Annotated in this window: 14 protein-coding genes; 9 read left to right on the top strand and 5 right to left on the bottom strand. The window is 71.6% G+C overall.

Going from position 1 to position 14984, the window contains the following annotated elements:
• Window positions 1-7: 7 nt before the first annotated feature.
• From tpiA to AB0424_RS04140, 6 genes are all read left to right on the top strand, one after another.
• Window positions 8-784: a triose-phosphate isomerase gene (tpiA, locus tag AB0424_RS04165; protein WP_366302097.1), complete on the top strand. Its 777-nt coding sequence runs from the start codon at window positions 8-10 to the stop codon at window positions 782-784.
• 97 nt (window positions 785-881) lie between these two features.
• Window positions 882-1112 (top strand): preprotein translocase subunit SecG, encoded by a 231-nt coding sequence (secG, locus tag AB0424_RS04160; protein WP_030205174.1) that lies wholly within the window; start codon window positions 882-884, stop codon window positions 1110-1112.
• Between the two features lie 77 nt (window positions 1113-1189).
• Complete coding sequence (locus AB0424_RS04155) at window positions 1190-1525, top strand: RNA polymerase-binding protein RbpA (protein ID WP_071891222.1); 336 nt, start codon at window positions 1190-1192, stop codon at window positions 1523-1525.
• A 168-nt stretch (window positions 1526-1693) separates the two neighbouring features.
• Window positions 1694-3349 (top strand): glucose-6-phosphate isomerase, encoded by a 1656-nt coding sequence (pgi, locus tag AB0424_RS04150; RefSeq protein ID WP_366302665.1) that lies wholly within the window; start codon window positions 1694-1696, stop codon window positions 3347-3349.
• Window positions 3350-3353: 4 nt separating this feature from the next.
• Entirely contained in the window at window positions 3354-3854 is a 501-nt protein-coding gene (locus AB0424_RS04145; protein WP_366302096.1) for a PH domain-containing protein, read from the top strand.
• Window positions 3851-5386 carry a PH domain-containing protein gene (locus AB0424_RS04140; protein WP_366302094.1) on the top strand — a complete coding sequence of 512 codons (1536 nt, stop codon included), beginning with the start codon at window positions 3851-3853 and terminating at the stop codon, window positions 5384-5386. Before AB0424_RS04145 ends, AB0424_RS04140 begins: the two co-directional genes overlap by 4 nt.
• A gap of 36 nt (window positions 5387-5422) precedes the next feature.
• Here AB0424_RS04140 and pgl read toward each other — a convergent pair whose 3' ends face one another.
• Genes pgl through tkt form a run of 5 tightly spaced genes read right to left on the bottom strand, consistent with a single transcriptional unit; the run spans window position 5423 to window position 12019 of the window.
• Window positions 5423-6196, bottom strand: a complete 774-nt coding sequence (pgl, locus tag AB0424_RS04135) for a 6-phosphogluconolactonase (RefSeq protein WP_366302092.1) — start codon at window positions 6194-6196, stop codon at window positions 5423-5425.
• Complete coding sequence (opcA, locus tag AB0424_RS04130) at window positions 6193-7242, bottom strand: glucose-6-phosphate dehydrogenase assembly protein OpcA (RefSeq protein ID WP_366302090.1); 1050 nt, start codon at window positions 7240-7242, stop codon at window positions 6193-6195. Before opcA ends, pgl begins: the two co-directional genes overlap by 4 nt.
• On the bottom strand, window positions 7239-8771 hold the full coding sequence (gene zwf / locus AB0424_RS04125; RefSeq protein WP_366302088.1) for a glucose-6-phosphate dehydrogenase: 1533 nt from the start codon (window positions 8769-8771) through the stop codon (window positions 7239-7241). The genes opcA and zwf overlap by 4 nt, the downstream gene beginning before the upstream one ends.
• A 5-nt stretch (window positions 8772-8776) precedes the next feature.
• Window positions 8777-9895 carry a transaldolase gene (gene tal / locus AB0424_RS04120; RefSeq protein WP_366302086.1) on the bottom strand — a complete coding sequence of 373 codons (1119 nt, stop codon included), beginning with the start codon at window positions 9893-9895 and terminating at the stop codon, window positions 8777-8779.
• A gap of 36 nt (window positions 9896-9931) precedes the next feature.
• Window positions 9932-12019 carry a transketolase gene (gene tkt, locus AB0424_RS04115; protein ID WP_366302084.1) on the bottom strand — a complete coding sequence of 696 codons (2088 nt, stop codon included), beginning with the start codon at window positions 12017-12019 and terminating at the stop codon, window positions 9932-9934.
• A 314-nt stretch (window positions 12020-12333) separates the two neighbouring features.
• Between tkt and AB0424_RS04110 the strand changes: the two genes are divergently transcribed.
• The 3 genes from AB0424_RS04110 (at window position 12334) to AB0424_RS04100 (ending at window position 14886) form a co-directional block, all read left to right on the top strand.
• Complete coding sequence (locus AB0424_RS04110; RefSeq protein ID WP_366302082.1) at window positions 12334-13281, top strand: heme o synthase; 948 nt, start codon at window positions 12334-12336, stop codon at window positions 13279-13281.
• A 101-nt stretch (window positions 13282-13382) separates the two neighbouring features.
• Window positions 13383-13703 (top strand): hypothetical protein, encoded by a 321-nt coding sequence (locus AB0424_RS04105; protein ID WP_366302080.1) that lies wholly within the window; start codon window positions 13383-13385, stop codon window positions 13701-13703.
• A gap of 70 nt (window positions 13704-13773) precedes the next feature.
• Entirely contained in the window at window positions 13774-14886 is a 1113-nt protein-coding gene (locus tag AB0424_RS04100) for an amidohydrolase (protein WP_366302078.1), read from the top strand.
• Window positions 14887-14984 lie beyond the last annotated feature (98 nt).

Below are 14984 nucleotides of genomic sequence, written 5' to 3'. Positions count from 1 at the left end.
CCCCCTTATGACCACCCGCACCCCGCTGATGGCGGGCAACTGGAAGATGAACCTCAACCACCTCGAGGCCATCGCCCACGCCCAGAAGCTCGCCTTCGCCCTGACCGACAAGGACTACGACGCCTGTGAGGTCGCGGTCCTCGTCCCCTTCACCGACCTCCGGTCCGTCCAGACCCTGGTCGACGGCGACAAGCTGAAGATCAAGTACGGCGCCCAGGACATCTCGGCGCACGACTCCGGTGCCTACACCGGCGAGATCTCGGGCCTGATGCTGTCCAAGCTGAAGGCTTCCTACGTGGCCGTCGGCCACTCCGAGCGCCGCCAGTACCACGCGGAGAGCGACGAGATCTGCAACGCCAAGGTGAAGGCCGCCTTCAAGCACGGCGTGACCCCGATCCTCTGCGTCGGCGAGGGCCTCGACGTCCGCAAGGCGGGTCAGCAGGTCGAGTACACCCTCGCCCAGCTCGACGGCGGCCTGAAGGACGTCCCGGCCGAGCAGGCCGAGACCATCGTGATCGCCTACGAGCCGGTGTGGGCCATCGGCACCGGCGAGGTCGCGACCCCCGAGGACGCCCAGGAGGTCTGCGGGGCGATTCGCGGCCGTCTCGCGGAGCTGTACTCGCAGGAGCTGGCCGACAAGGTCCGCATCCAGTACGGCGGCTCCGTCAAGTCCGGGAACGTCGCCGCGATCATGGCGCAGCCGGACGTCGACGGCGCCCTGGTGGGCGGCGCGGCGCTGGACGCCGACGAGTTCGTCAAGATCGTTCGCTTCCGCGACCAGTGAGTATGCGGTAGCGGAGTTACGTCGTACCCTTGCGGGGGTCGGGCAGGTGCCCGGCCCCCGTCCGTATAAGTCCGAGGAAGTTGGTCCAGCCGTGGTTATGGGGTTCTCGATCGCCCTGATCGTCTTCAGCGCGCTGCTGATGCTGCTCGTGCTGATGCACAAGGGGAAGGGTGGCGGCCTCTCCGACATGTTCGGTGGCGGAATGCAGTCCTCCGTGGGTGGCTCCTCGGTCGCCGAGCGCAACCTGGACCGGATCACCGTCGTGGTCGGTCTGCTCTGGTTCGCCTGCATTGTGGTACTCGGTCTGCTGATGAAGTTGGACGGGTAACTCCAATCACTGGACGCGCGTTGGGCCTTACGTAGACTGGGGCATCTTCGAGCACCATCACGCAGGGAGTTACGACCGTGGCAAGTGGCAACGCGATCCGGGGAAGCCGGGTCGGAGCGGGGCCGATGGGCGAGGCCGAGCGAGGCGAATCGGCACCGCGCGCCCGCATCTCGTTCTGGTGCTCGAACGGGCACGAGACGCAGCCGAGCTTCGCCAGCGACGCGGCGATCCCGGAGACCTGGGACTGCCCGCGCTGCGGCTTCCCGGCAGGTCAGGACCGGGACAACCCGCCGGACCCGCCGCGCACGGAGCCGTACAAGACCCACCTCGCCTATGTGCGTGAGCGCCGCAGCGACGCCGACGGGGAGGCGATCCTCGCCGAGGCGCTCGCCAAACTGCGCGGCGAGATCTGAGCGTGGTGTGACGGTGTGACGAACGGGCCCGGCCCGCGAACTCGATTCGCGGGCCGGGCCCGTTCGCCGTTCCCGCCCGCCTTCGCGTCGCCCGCCCCTCTGATCAATTAGGTTTGGGGGTGCAGCGGGGCAGACAAGCAGTACGAGAAGAAGTGGGCGATGTCCGAGATGACCAACGAAGGCCGTACCAGGCTCAACCGGCTGCCCGAGTGGGCGGCCCTCGGCAAGCACCGTGAGCAGCTGGGGGAGACCCGGCTGCGTGAGCTGTTCGCCGCCGAACCGGCGCGCGGCACCGACCTCACCCTGCGGGTCGGCGACCTCCACCTGGACTACTCCAAGCACCTCGTCACCGGCGAGACGCTGGCGCTGCTGCGCGAACTGGCCGTCGCCACCGGCGTCGCCGAGCTGCGCGACGCCATGTTCCGCGGCGAGAAGATCAACACCACCGAGGACCGGGCGGTCCTCCACACCGCGCTGCGCGCTCCCCGCGGAGCCGTCGTCGAGGTCGACGGCGAGAACGTCGTCCCGGGCGTGCACGCCGTCCTCGACAAGATGGCCGGCTTCGCCGACACGGTCCGCGCGGGCGACTGGACCGGCCACACCGGCAGGCCGGTCAGGAACATCGTCAACATCGGCATCGGCGGCTCCGACCTCGGTCCCGCCATGGCCTACGAGGTCCTGCGCTCCTTCACGCAGCGGGACCTGACGGTCCGTTTCGTCTCGAATGTCGACGGCGCCGACCTCCACGAGGCCGTCCGCGACCTCGACCCCGCCGAGACCCTCTTCATCGTCGCCTCGAAGACCTTCACCACCATCGAGACGATCACCAACGCCACCTCGGCCCGCGACTGGCTCCTCGCCGGCCTCGGCGCCGGCCAGGAGGCCGTGGCCAAGCACTTCGTCGCCCTCTCGACCAACGCCGAGAAGGTCGAGGAGTTCGGCATCGACACCACGAACATGTTCGAGTTCTGGGACTGGGTCGGCGGCCGCTACTCCTACGACTCCGCCATCGGCCTCTCGCTGATGATCGCCATCGGCCCGGAGCGCTTCCGGGAGATGCTCGACGGTTTCCACCTCGTCGACGAGCACTTCCGCACCGCCCCGCCGGAGGAGAACGCGCCGCTCCTCCTCGGCCTCCTCGGCGTCTGGTACGGCGCCTTCTTCGACGCCCAGTCGCACGCGGTCCTGCCGTACTCGCACTACCTGTCCCGGTTCACCGCCTACCTCCAGCAGCTCGACATGGAGTCCAACGGCAAGTCCGTGGACCGCGAGGGCCGGCCGGTCGACTGGCAGACCGGACCGGTCGTCTGGGGCACCCCGGGCACCAACGGCCAGCACGCGTACTACCAGTTGATCCACCAGGGCACCAAGGTCATCCCGGCCGACTTCATCGGCTTCGCCCGGCCGGTCGCCGACCTGCTCCCGGGCCTGGTCGCCCAGCACGACCTGCTCATGGCCAACTTCTTCGCCCAGACCCAGGCGCTCGCCTTCGGCAAGACGCCCGAGGAGGTCCGGGCCGAGGGGGTCCCCGAGGAGCTCGTCCCGCACAAGACCTTCCGGGGCAACCACCCCACCACCACGATCCTGGCCGACGAGCTCACCCCGTCCGTCCTCGGCCAGCTGATCGCGCTCTACGAGCACAAGGTCTTCGTCCAGGGCGCCGTCTGGAACATCGACTCCTTCGACCAGTGGGGCGTCGAGCTCGGCAAGGTCCTCGCCAAGAAGATCGAGCCGGTCCTGACCGGTGCCGAGGACGGCGGGCAGCTCGACAGCTCCACCGCCGCACTCGTCACCGCCTACCGGTCGCTGCGCGACCGGGGCTGACCGCGTGACGGGGGAGAACGCGGTGCGGCTGCGGCCGCCCAGGAACGCCGTGGACGAGCGGGCCGTCGCCTGGTGGCGCAGCCGGCTCCTGGTGACCACCGCCGCACCGGTGGCGGTGCTCGCCGTCCTCGGGGCGTTCCTCGGGTCCGCGCGGTTCTGGCTGATGCTGTCGGCCGGAACCGTGGCGTTCCTGGGACTGGCCTGCGCCGCGTTCCTCCCCGTCTGGTGGTTCCGGGTCCACCGCTGGGAGGTCACCGACGACGCCGTCTACGTCCGGACGGGGGCCCTCTGGCAGGAGTGGCGGATCGCCCCCATGTCCCGGATCCAGACCGTCGACACCGTCCGCGGCCCGCTGGAGCAGCTCTTCCGGCTCGCCACGGTCACCGTGACCACCGCCTCCTCCAAGGGCGCCCTGCGGATCGAGGGGCTCGACCACGAGCTCGCCGCCGGGCTCGCCGAGCGGCTCACCCTCGTCACCGGGGCCACCCCCGGGGACGCCACGTGAGCGAGGACGGCCCGGGCGGGGAGTGGCGCCGCCTCGACCGGCGCACCCTCCTGGCCACCGCCGCCGTGCTGTGCGGCGTGGCCGGCGGCGCCGCCCTCCCCGTGGCGGCCGGACTCGCCGGCTCCCTCCCGCTCCGGCAGGCCGTCTCCTGGATCCTCGCCGGCGCCCTCCTCCTGGTGCTGGCCGGCACCGCGGGCGACTACGTCCGCTGGCGCCGCACCCGCTACCGCGTCGGCCCCGAGCGGGTCGACCTCCACACCGGCCTGCTGCTGCTCAAGCGCCGCTCCCTGGCCCGCGAGCGGATCCGCACGGTCGACCTCACCGCCAACCCCCTCCAGCGCCTCCTCAGCCTCGTCAAGGTCCGCATCGGCACCGGCGAGCACGCGGGCGGCGGTGAGTCCACCCTCGAACTCGACCTGGTCACCCGCGCCGAGGGCGAGCGGCTCCGCCGGGAGCTCCTCGCCCGCGCCGCGGTGCCCGGCGCACCGGACCGGGACAGCGCCCTGGCCGTCCTCGACCCGCGCTGGATCCGCTACGCGCCCGTCTCCTTCCTCGCCCCCGCCCTCGGCGGAGCCGCGGCCGGCGCCGTGCTGCAGGTCAGCGAGTGGTTCGGGGCCCAGGCGAGGGTCATCGACTGGATAGGGGACCGCTTCCAGGACGTCTCGCCGCTGTGGGTGGTCCTCGACCTGGTGCTCGTCGCCACCGTCGTCGGGGCCGTCGGAGCCCTCGGACTCTGGGTCGAGATGTGGTGGAACTACCGTCTGGAGCGCGAGCCCGGCGGCACCCTGCGCGTCTCCCGCGGCCTGTTCACCGCCCGCTCGGTCTCCCTGGAGGAGCGCAGGCTGCGCGGGATCGAGCTCGTCGCGCCGCTCGGCGTGCGGATGTGCGGGGCCGCCCGCGTCGACGCCGTCGCCACCGGCCTCGTCCAGGACTCCGACGACAAGCACGCCGACCTCAGGAACCTGCTGCCGGCCGTGGACCGGGCCGTCGCCGACCGGGTCGCCGCGGACGTCCTGGGCGAGCCCGAGCCGCCCACGGGGGCGCCGCTCACCGCCCACCCCCGGGCCGCCCGCACCCGGCGGCTGCGCCGGGCGCTGTGGGCCGTCCTCGTCCCGGTCGCGCTCCTCGCCGTCCTCGGGGTGCTGCTCACCCCGGTCCTGCTGTACGTGGCGGGCGGCTGGGCGGTCGTCCTCACCCCGATCGCCGTGCTGTTCGCCCTCGACGCCTACCGCGGCCTCGGGCACACCGTCAGCGGCGGCTACCTGGTGACGCGGTCGGGCACCCTGCGGCGGGCCACGGTGGCCCTCCGGCGCGGCGGAGTCATCGGCTGGACCGTCAAGCAGTCGTACTTCCAGCGGCGCGCCGGCCTCCTGACGCTCACCGCCACGACGGCGGCGGGCTCGGGCGCGTACGCCGTCCTCGACGCCGGCGAGAGCGAGGGCCTGTCCTTCGCCGCCGCGGCCGTCCCCGACCTCCTCGGACCCTTCCTGGAACCCGCGGAAAGGCCGGAGGCCCGGTCCACCGTGGGGTGAACCGGGCCTCCGTCCGGGTGCATCAGGCCGGGTGCATCAGGCCGACGCCGGCGGATACAGGCTCCGCGGCAGCTCCGAGGCCGCCGCCGCGTCGAGCAGCCACAGCGTGCGCGAGCGGCCGTGGGCGCCCGCCGCCGGGGCCTGCACCTCGCCCGCTCCCGACAGCGCGATCGCCGCCGCCTTGGCCTTGTCCTCGCCGGCCGCGAGCAGCCAGACCTCCTTCGCCGCCCGGATCGCCGGGAGGGTCAGCGAGACCCGCAGCGGCGGGGGCTTGGGCGCGCCGTGCACCCCGACCACCGTCCGCTCGGTCTCGCGGACGCCCGGCAGCTCCGGGAAGAGCGAGGCCACGTGCGTGTCCGGGCCGACGCCCAGCATCAGCACGTCGAACTCCGGCACCCCGCCGCGGCCGCCCGCGGCGGCCGCCAGCTCCTCCGCGTAGGCGGCGGCGGCGGAGTCGACGTCGTCGTACGGGCCGTCCGAGGCGGGCATGGCGTGCACCCGCGCCGGGTCGAGCGGCACCCGGTCGAGCAGCGCCTCCCGGGCCTGGGTGACGTTGCGCTCGGGGTCGCCCTCGGGCAGGAAGCGCTCGTCACCCCACCAGAGGTCCAGCCGCGACCAGTCGACCGCGTCCCGCGCGGGCGCCGAACCGAGCGCCGCGAGCAGCCCGTTGCCGTTGCGGCCACCGGTCAGGACGACCGACGCCGAGCCGCGGGTGGCCTGGGCGTCCACGATCCTCGTGATCAGCCGGGCCGCCGCGGCCTCGGCCATCAGCTCCTTGTCACGGTGGACGACCAGCTGAGGGGTGCTCACTTGGCCGCCGCCTTCCTGGCCGGCGACTTCTTCGCGGCCGGCTTGGCCGGGGCCGGGGTCTCCGCGGCCGCGGCCTCGGCCGGGACCTCGTCGACCGGCTGGGGAGCGACGGTCGCCGCCTCCTCGTCCAGTCGTTCGAGACCGAACCTCAGCGCCGACTCGTACGTGTCGTCCGGGTCGAGCCGGCGCAGCTCCTCCGCGATCAGCTCGGCCGTCTCGCGGCGCTTCAGCGCCACGGCACGGTCCGGCTGCCCCTGGATGGAGAGCGTCGCGAGCGAGCCGTCGGGCCGGTCGAGGACGATCGGTCCGGTGCTGGTCTCCATGCGCACGGAGGTCAGGCCGGGACCGGCCGACCGCGCGCGGCGCACGGGGACCTTCAGCCGCTCCGCCAGCCACATGGCGAGCAGTTCGACGCTGGGGTTGAACTCCTCGCCCTCCACCTCGGCGGAGGTGACCTCGCACGCGACCTGGTCCAGCGCGGCGGCGAGCATCGAGCGCCAGGGGGTGATCCGGGTCCACGAGAGGTCCGTGTCGCCCGGCGTGTAGGCGTCCGCGCGCGCGGTCAGCTCCTGGATCGGCTGCTCGGCGGCGTACGTGTCGGTCACCCGCCGCTGGGCGAGGGCGCCCAGCGGGTCGTTCGCCGGGTCGGTCGGCGCGTTCACCGGCCACCAGACGACGACGGGGGCGTCCGGGAGGAGCAGTGGCAGGACGACCGACTGGGCGTGGTCGACGACCTCGCCGTACAGCCGGAGGACCACCGTCTCGCCGGTGCTGGCGTCGGCGCCGAGGCGGACCTCGGCGTCGAGTCGTGCCTGGGAACGGTCCCGCGGTGAGCGCGAGACCCGCTTGATGACGACGAGGGTCCGCGAGGGGTGCTCGCGGGACGCGTCGTTGGCCGCCTTCAGGGCGTCGTAGGCGTTCTCCTCGTCGGTGACGATCACGAGGGTGAGCACCATGCCGACGGCCGGCGTGCCGATCGCCCGCCGCCCGAGCACCAGCGCCTTGTTGATCTTGGAGGACGTGGTGTCCGTCAGGTCGGTCTTCATGGCCGGCGCCAGCTCCTGCCGTCTCGTGCGAGCATCTCGTCCGCCTCGACCGGACCCCAGGTCCCGGACTGGTACTGCGCGGGCTTGCCGTGCTTGTCCCAGAACTGCTCGATCGGGTCGAGGATCTTCCAGGACAGCTCGACCTCCTCGACCCGCGGGAAGAGGTTCGAGTCGCCGAGCAGGACGTCGAGGATGAGTCGCTCGTACGCCTCGGGGCTGGACTCCGTGAAGGACTCGCCGTACGCGAAGTCCATCGACACGTCCCGGATCTCCATCTGGGTGCCGGGCACCTTGGAGCCGAACCGCATGGTCACGCCCTCGTCCGGCTGGACCCGGATGACGATGGCGTTGCGGCCGAGCTCCTCGGTCGCGGTGTGGTCGAAGATGGAGTGAGGGGCGCGCTGGAAGACGACCGCGATCTCCGTGACGCGGCGGCCCAGCCGCTTGCCGGTGCGCAGGTAGAAGGGGACGCCCGCCCAGCGGCGGTTGTCGATCTCCAGCTTGACGGCCGCGTAGGTGTCGGTCTTCGACTGGGGGTCGATGCCGTCTTCCTGGAGGTAGCCGACCGCCTTCTCGCCGCCCTGCCACCCGGCCGCGTACTGGCCGCGGACCGTGGACTTGCCGAGGTCCTTGGGCAGCTTCACGGCGCCGAGGACCTTGGTCTTCTCGGCGGCCAGCGCGTCGGCGTCGAAGGAGGCGGGCTCCTCCATCGCGGTCAGCGCGAGCAGCTGGAGCAGGTGGTTCTGGATGACGTCACGGGCGGCGCCGATGCCGTCGTAGTAGCCGGCCCTGCCGCCGATGCCGATGTCCTCGGCCATGGTGATCTGGATGTGGTCGACGTAGGACCGGTTCCAGATCGGCTCGAAGAGGGTGTTGGCGAAGCGGAGCGCCAGGATGTTCTGGACGGTCTCCTTGCCGAGGTAGTGGTCGATCCGGAAGACCGCGTCGGGCGGGAAGACCTCGTGGACGACCTCGTTGAGCTCCTTGGCGGACGTCAGGTCGTGGCCGAAGGGCTTCTCGATGACCGCGCGGCGCCAGGACCCGTTCTTCTGGTCCGCCAGGCCGTGCTTCTTGAGCTGCTGCACGACCAGCGGGAAGAACTTCGGCGGCACGGACAGGTAGAAGGCGAAGTTGCCTCCGGTGCCCTGCGCCTTGTCCAGCTCCTCGATGGTGGTCTTGAGCTGCTCGAAGGCGTCGTCGTCGTCGAAGTCGCCCTGGACGAACCGCATGCCCTGGATCAGCTGCTGCCACACCTCCTCGCGGAACGGGGTGCGGGCGTGCTGCTTGACCGCGTCGTGGACCTCCTGCGCGAAGTCCTCGTCCTGCCACTCGCGGCGGGCGAAGCCGATGAGCGAGAAGCCCGGCGGCAGCAGGCCGCGGTTGGCCAGGTCGTAGACGGCAGGCATCAGCTTCTTACGGGACAAATCGCCCGTGACGCCGAAGATCACCAGACCCGACGGCCCCGCGATGCGCGGGAGCCGTCGGTCTGCGGCGTCACGGAGCGGGTTGGCTCCGTGGACTGCGCTCAAAGTGCTTACGCCTCCGAAGGTGCGAGGCGCTGGAGCTCCGCCTCGGTGGACTTGAGCAGGTCGTTCCAGGACGCCTCGAACTTCTCGACGCCCTCGTCCTCCAGGAGCTGGACGACGTCGTCGTAGGCGATGCCCAGCTTCTCGACGGCCGCCAGCTCGGCGCGCGACTGGTCGTAGGTGCCGCGCACGGCGTCACCGGCGACGACGCCGTGGTCGGCGGTGGCCTCCAGGGTGGCCTCCGGCATGGTGTTGACGGTGCCGGGGGCGACAAGGTCCACCACGTACAGGGTGTCCTTGTACGCCGGGTCCTTGACGCCGGTCGAGGCCCACAGCGGACGCTGCTTGTTGGCCTGCGCCTTGTCGAGGGCGGCCCAGCGGTCGGAGGAGAAGACCTCCTCGAACGCCTCGTAGGCCAGACGGGCGTTGGCCAGCGCGGCCTTGCCCTTGAGGGCCTTGGCCTCGTCGGTGCCGATGCCGTCCAGGCGCTTGTCGATCTCCGTGTCCACACGGGACACGAAGAAGGACGCCACCGAGTGGATCTTGGAGAGGTCGAGGCCGCGCTCGCGGGCCTTCTCCAGACCCGCCAGGTAGGCGTCCATGACCGCGCGGTAGCGCTCCAGCGAGAAGATCAGCGTCACGTTGACGCTGATGCCGAGGCCGATGACCTCGGTGATCGCCGGCAGACCCGCCTTGGTGGCCGGGATCTTGATGAGCGTGTTGGGCCGGTCCACCAGCCAGGCCAGCTGCTTGGCCTCGGCGATGGTGGCGGTCGTCTCGTGGGCGAGACGGGGGTCGACCTCGATGGAGACCCGGCCGTCCTGGCCGTCGGTCGCGTCGAAGACCGGCCGCAGGATGTCGGCGGCGTCGCGGACGTCCGCCGTCGTGATCATGCGGATCGCCTCGTCGACGGTCACCTTGCGGGCGGCGAGGTCGGCGAGCTGCTGCTCGTAACCGTCACCCGAGGAGATGGCCTTCTGGAAGATCGACGGGTTGGTGGTCACACCGACCACATGGCTCTGGTCGATGAGCTCGGCCAGGTTGCCGGACGTGATCCGCTTGCGCGAAAGGTCGTCCAGCCAGATCGCGACGCCTTCGTCGGAGAGGCGCTTGAGAGCGTCTGTCATGAGAGTTGCATCTCCATTAAGTCGTACGTATCCGCGTCAGCGCGCGGCGGCGTCGATCGATTCCCGGGCGGCGGCCACGATCGCCTCGGGGGTGAACCCGAACTCGCGGAAGAGGACCTTCGCGTCCGCCGAGGCACCGAAGTGCTCCAGGGAGACGATCCGGCCGGCGTCGCCCACGTACTTGTGCCAGGTGAGACCGATGCCGGCCTCGACGGCGACACGGGCCCTGACCGACGGCGGGAGGACCGAGTCCTTGTACTCCTGGTCCTGCTCCTCGAACCACTCCACGGACGGCATCGAGACGACCCGGGTCGGGACGCCGGCGGCCTGGAGCTGCTCGCGGGCCTCCACGGCCAGGTGCACCTCGGAGCCCGTGCCGATCAGCACGACCTCCGGAGCGCCGCCGTCGGCCTCGAACAGCACGTAGCCGCCCTTGACGGTGTCCTCGTTCGGCGCGTACGTCGGCACACCCTGACGGGTGAGGGCGAGGCCGTGCGGGGCGCCCTTGCCGAACACCTTGGTGTGGCGCTGCATGATCTCGCGCCAGGCGATCGCCGTCTCGTTGGCGTCGGCCGGGCGGACCACGTTCAGACCCGGGATCGCGCGCAGCGAGGCCAGGTGCTCCACCGGCTGGTGCGTCGGGCCGTCCTCGCCCAGACCGATCGAGTCGTGGGTCCACACGTACGTCACCGGCAGGTGCATCAGCGCGGACAGGCGGACGGCGTTGCGCATGTAGTCGGAGAACACCAGGAAGGTGCCGCCGTAGATGCGCGTGTTGCCGTGCAGCGCGATGCCGTTCATCTCCGCGGCCATGGAGTGCTCGCGGATGCCGAAGTGGATCGTGCGGCCGTACTTGTCGGCCTCCGGCAGCGGGTTGCCCTCGGGCAGGAACGACGAGTCCTTGTCGATCGTCGTGTTGTTCGAGCCGGCGAGGTCGGCCGAGCCGCCCCACAGCTCGGGGATGACCGCGCCGAGCGCCTTGAGGACCTGGCCCGAGGCGGCACGGGTGGCGACAACCTTGCCCGGCTCGAAGACCGGGAGCTTGTCGGCCCAGCCCGCCGGCAGCTCGTTGGCCTCGATGCGGTCGAACTCCGCGGCACGCTCCGGGTTGGCCGTACGCCACTCGGCGAGCGACTTCTCCCACGCGGCGCGGGCCTCGCGGCCGCGGTCGCCGAGCGACCGGGTGTGCCCGATGACCTCGTCGGAGACCTCGAAGGTCTGCTCCGGGTCGAAGCCCAGGACGCGCTTGGTGGCCGCGATCTCCTCGTCGCCGAGCGCCGAGCCGTGCGCGGCCTCGGTGTTCTGCGCGTTCGGGGCGGGCCAGGCGATGATCGAGCGCATCGCGATGAACGACGGACGCTCGGTCTCGGCCTCGGCGGCCTTGATCGCCGTGTACAGGGCGGCCGGGTCCAGGTCACCGTTGGCCTGCGGCTCGACGCGCTGGACGTGCCAGCCGTACGCCTCGTACCGCTTCATCGTGTCCTCGGACACGGCCGTCTCGGTGTCGCCCTCGATCGAGATGTGGTTGTCGTCCCACAGCAGGATCAGGTTGCCGAGCTTCTGGTGGCCGGCGAGCGAGGACGCCTCGGCCGAGATGCCCTCCTGCAGGCAGCCGTCGCCGGCGATCGCGTAGATCCGGTGGTCGAACGGGGAGGTGCCCGCGGCGGCCTCCGGGTCGAACAGACCGCGCTCGTAGCGGGCGGCCATCGCCATGCCCACGGCGTTGGCGACACCCTGGCCCAGCGGGCCCGTGGTCGTCTCGACGGCGGCGGTGTGGCCGTACTCCGGGTGGCCCGGGGTCTTCGAGCCCCAGGTGCGGAACGCCTTCAGGTCGTCCAGCTCGAGACCGAAGCCACCCAGGTAGAGCTGGGTGTAGAGGGTCAGGGACGAGTGCCCGGCGGAGAGGACGAACCGGTCGCGCCCGACCCACTGAGGGTCGGCCGGGTCGTGCCGCATCACCTTCTGGAAGAGGGTGTACGCGGCGGGCGCCAGGCTCATCGCCGTACCGGGATGGCCGTTGCCGACCTTCTGTACGGCGTCCGCGGCCAGGATGCGGGCGGTGTCGACGGCCCGCTGGTCCAACTCGGTCCACTCGAGGTCTGTGGTGGTCGGCTTAGTGCTCACCCTGGGTCAGGGCTCCTCTCCACATGTCTTGGGCCGGTGACTGAGGGTGTACCGGCGTTGTCGAGCCTACCCCCGCCGGAACGCCCCTCTTTTCGTGTGCATGCCCCTCATATGAGCGGACACAGCAAGACTGCCGCCGGGTGTGGGACTTCGCCTCTCGAACGGCGTCCACCCCTTGGGACGTACCCCTCCAACACGACCCCACCCCCGCGAAGATCGGCGTCTGGGCAACGTCTACAGTGGCGTGGTACGCGCAAGCTTCACCCCGCCTTCATCCGGGGGGCTTGCTGGGAATTTCTCTGTCAGGGGTGTGCGTGACGGCCGTCGAGTCCCGACCCGCAGGGGTCGTCTTGACTCCCAGCCCGGGGGGCCATCGGCCGTTCGGGGCCCGCGTCAAGGCATTCGTGGCGCTGACCAAGCCGCGGATCATCGAGCTGCTGCTCATCACCACCGTGCCGGTGATGTTCCTCGCCGAGCAGGGCGTGCCGGACCTGTGGCTGGTGCTCGCCACCTGCTTCGGCGGCTATCTGTCGGCGGGCGGCGCGAACGCGCTGAACATGTACATCGACCGCGACATCGACGCGCTGATGGACCGCACCTCGCAGCGGCCGCTGGTCACCGGCGTGCTCACGCCGCGCGAGGGACTGGTCTTCGGGCTCACCCTCGCGGTGGTCTCCACGCTCTGGTTCGGGCTGCTCGTCAACTGGCTGTCCGCCGCCCTCTCGCTCGGTGCGCTCCTCTTCTACGTCGTGGTCTACACGATGATCCTCAAGCGGCGCACCGCCCAGAACATCGTCTGGGGCGGCATCGCCGGCTGCCTGCCGGTGCTCATCGGCTGGTCCGCCGTCACGAACTCGATGTCGTGGGCCGCGGTCATCCTCTTCCTCGTCATCTTCTTCTGGACGCCGCCGCACTACTGGCCGCTGTCGATGAAGGTGAAGGACGACTACGCCCGCGCCGGCGTCCCCATGCTGCCGGTGCTCGCCTCCAACAAGGTCGTCGCCAAGCAGATCGTGCTCTACAGCTGGGTCATGGTCGCCGTCTCCCTGCTGCTCACCCCGCTGGGCTACACGGGCTGGTTCTACACCGCGGTGGCCCTGCTCACCGGCGGCTGGTGGCTGTGGGAGGCGCACGCGCTGCTCCAGCGCGCCAAGAACGGCGCCACCGGCGCCAAGCTCAAGGAGATGCGCCTCTTCCACTGGTCCATCACCTACGTCTCCCTCCTCTTCGTGGCCGTCGCGGTGGACCCGTTCCTGCGCTAGCGCCGCTCGTATGAGAGCTCCGGCCGGCGGCCGGGTCACGTGGGATAGGCCACGTGGCCCGGCCGTCGCCAGTGGATCTACCCCTCGGTAGCATCGCTGTCATGGCAGAAACGAAGCAGGAAGAGCGCAGGGCGGCCAAGCTCGCCAAGGAGATCCGGGCCTTCTCCGAGGAGCACGGCGGCTCCGAGGGACACCTCGCGCACATCGGCCAGGCCGGCACCCGGATCGTGCTCGTCGGGACCGACGGCGGCTGGGGCGACCTGGTCGCGCCCACCCACGAGATCGCGCGCAAGGCCGCCGAGAAGGCCGGCCTGACCCTCCACGAGGAGTTCGACGGCGAGTTCGCCGCCAAGGTGGCCACCGGCCCGTACGAGTGGACCCGGATGGCCGGTATCCAGATCGGCGGCCCCTCCAACGGCTGAGGCAACAACCTCACGCGGGGCTCACCCGTTAGGACGTGTGGAGACACGTCCACGCAGGGAGCCCCCCGAGATGATCGACACGCCGAGCCTGGTCGACCAGTACTGCCACGGGGTGCTCCGCACCGAGCTCGGCCTCGGCACCTTCGAGGCCCGGCTCGGCGCCCATCTCGGCGGGACCTCCGCGCTCCCCGCCGCCGGCACCACCTTCTTCGACACCCAGACCGGGTTCGCCGTACGCCGCTGGTGCCCGCCGCTGCTCGGCCTCGAACCGCACTGCCCGCCGGCCCGCTACCTCGCCCGCCGACGCGAGCTCGGCGTCGACGAGTCCGGCCGTCGGCTCCTGCGCGCCTCCGGGATCGCCACCTACCTGGTCGACACCGGGCTCTCCGGCGATCTCACCGGGCCCGCCGAGATCGCCGCCGCCGGCGCCGCCGAGGCCCACGAGATCGTCCGCCTCGAACCCCTCGCCGAACAGGTCGCCGACACCTCCGGAACCGTCGAGGGCTTCCTCGCCAACCTCGCCGAGGCCGTCCACGCCGCCGCCGCCGGAGCCGTGGCCCTCGCCTCCGCCGCCGGGGCGCGCCACGGCCTGGCGCACACGTCCGAACCGCCCGGGCCCGGCGAGGTGCGCGGGGCCGCCGGCCGCTGGCTGGCCGCCCGCCCGGCCGGCGGCCGCCTCACCGACCCCGTCCTGCTGCGCCATCTGCTCTGGATCGCCGTCGGCGCGGGGCGCCCGCTCCAGCTGCACACCGGGGACCGGGACCCGGCCGTCGTCGCCGGTTTCGCCGCCGCCACCGCCGGGCTCGGCACCGACCTCGTCCTGCTGCACGCCTACCCGTACCACCGCGAGGCGGCCCGGCTGACCGGGGTCCACGCGCACGTGTACGCCGATCTCGGGCCCGTCCTCGCCCACACGGGAGCCCGGGCCGCGGACGCGCTCGCCGAGGTCCTGGAGCGGGCGCCGTTCGGCAAGCTGCTCTTCTCCAGCGGCGCCCACGCCCTGCCCGAACTCCACGTCGTCGCCGCGAGCACCTTCCGCGCGGCGCTCGCCCGGGTGCTCGGCGCCTGGGTCGCCGACGGCGCATGGTCCCGTACGGACGCCCAGCGCGTCGCCGGCATGATCGCCGCCGACAACGCCCGGCGCGTCTACCGGCTCGGCCCCGGGGCCGGTCCCCGCCCGTAGCCCGCCTTCGCCACTCCGAGCGGCGACCACGGGTGCCTCGGGCGCCCGAGCCCGCCTGTCGCCGAGTCGCCCGCGGTCCGACCGGAACCGCCCGCACC

It is taken from the genome of Streptomyces sp. NPDC051180 (assembly GCF_040689545.1).
In the GTDB taxonomy this organism is placed as follows: domain Bacteria; phylum Actinomycetota; class Actinomycetes; order Streptomycetales; family Streptomycetaceae; genus Streptomyces.
This window is presented reverse-complemented; position numbering and strand designations above follow the sequence as displayed.

Coding starts and splice junctions, on each gene's coding strand:
- pgi (WP_366302665.1), top strand. CDS start 1,694: ATGACCAACGAAGGCCGTACCAGGCTCAACCGGCTGCCCGAGTGGGCG.
- secG (WP_030205174.1), top strand. CDS start 882: ATGGGGTTCTCGATCGCCCTGATCGTCTTCAGCGCGCTGCTGATGCTG.
- AB0424_RS04100 (WP_366302078.1), top strand. CDS start 13,774: ATGATCGACACGCCGAGCCTGGTCGACCAGTACTGCCACGGGGTGCTC.
- tal (WP_366302086.1), bottom strand. CDS start 9,895: ATGACAGACGCTCTCAAGCGCCTCTCCGACGAAGGCGTCGCGATCTGG.
- AB0424_RS04105 (WP_366302080.1), top strand. CDS start 13,383: ATGGCAGAAACGAAGCAGGAAGAGCGCAGGGCGGCCAAGCTCGCCAAG.
- tpiA (WP_366302097.1), top strand. CDS start 8: ATGACCACCCGCACCCCGCTGATGGCGGGCAACTGGAAGATGAACCTC.
- opcA (WP_366302090.1), bottom strand. CDS start 7,242: ATGAAGACCGACCTGACGGACACCACGTCCTCCAAGATCAACAAGGCG.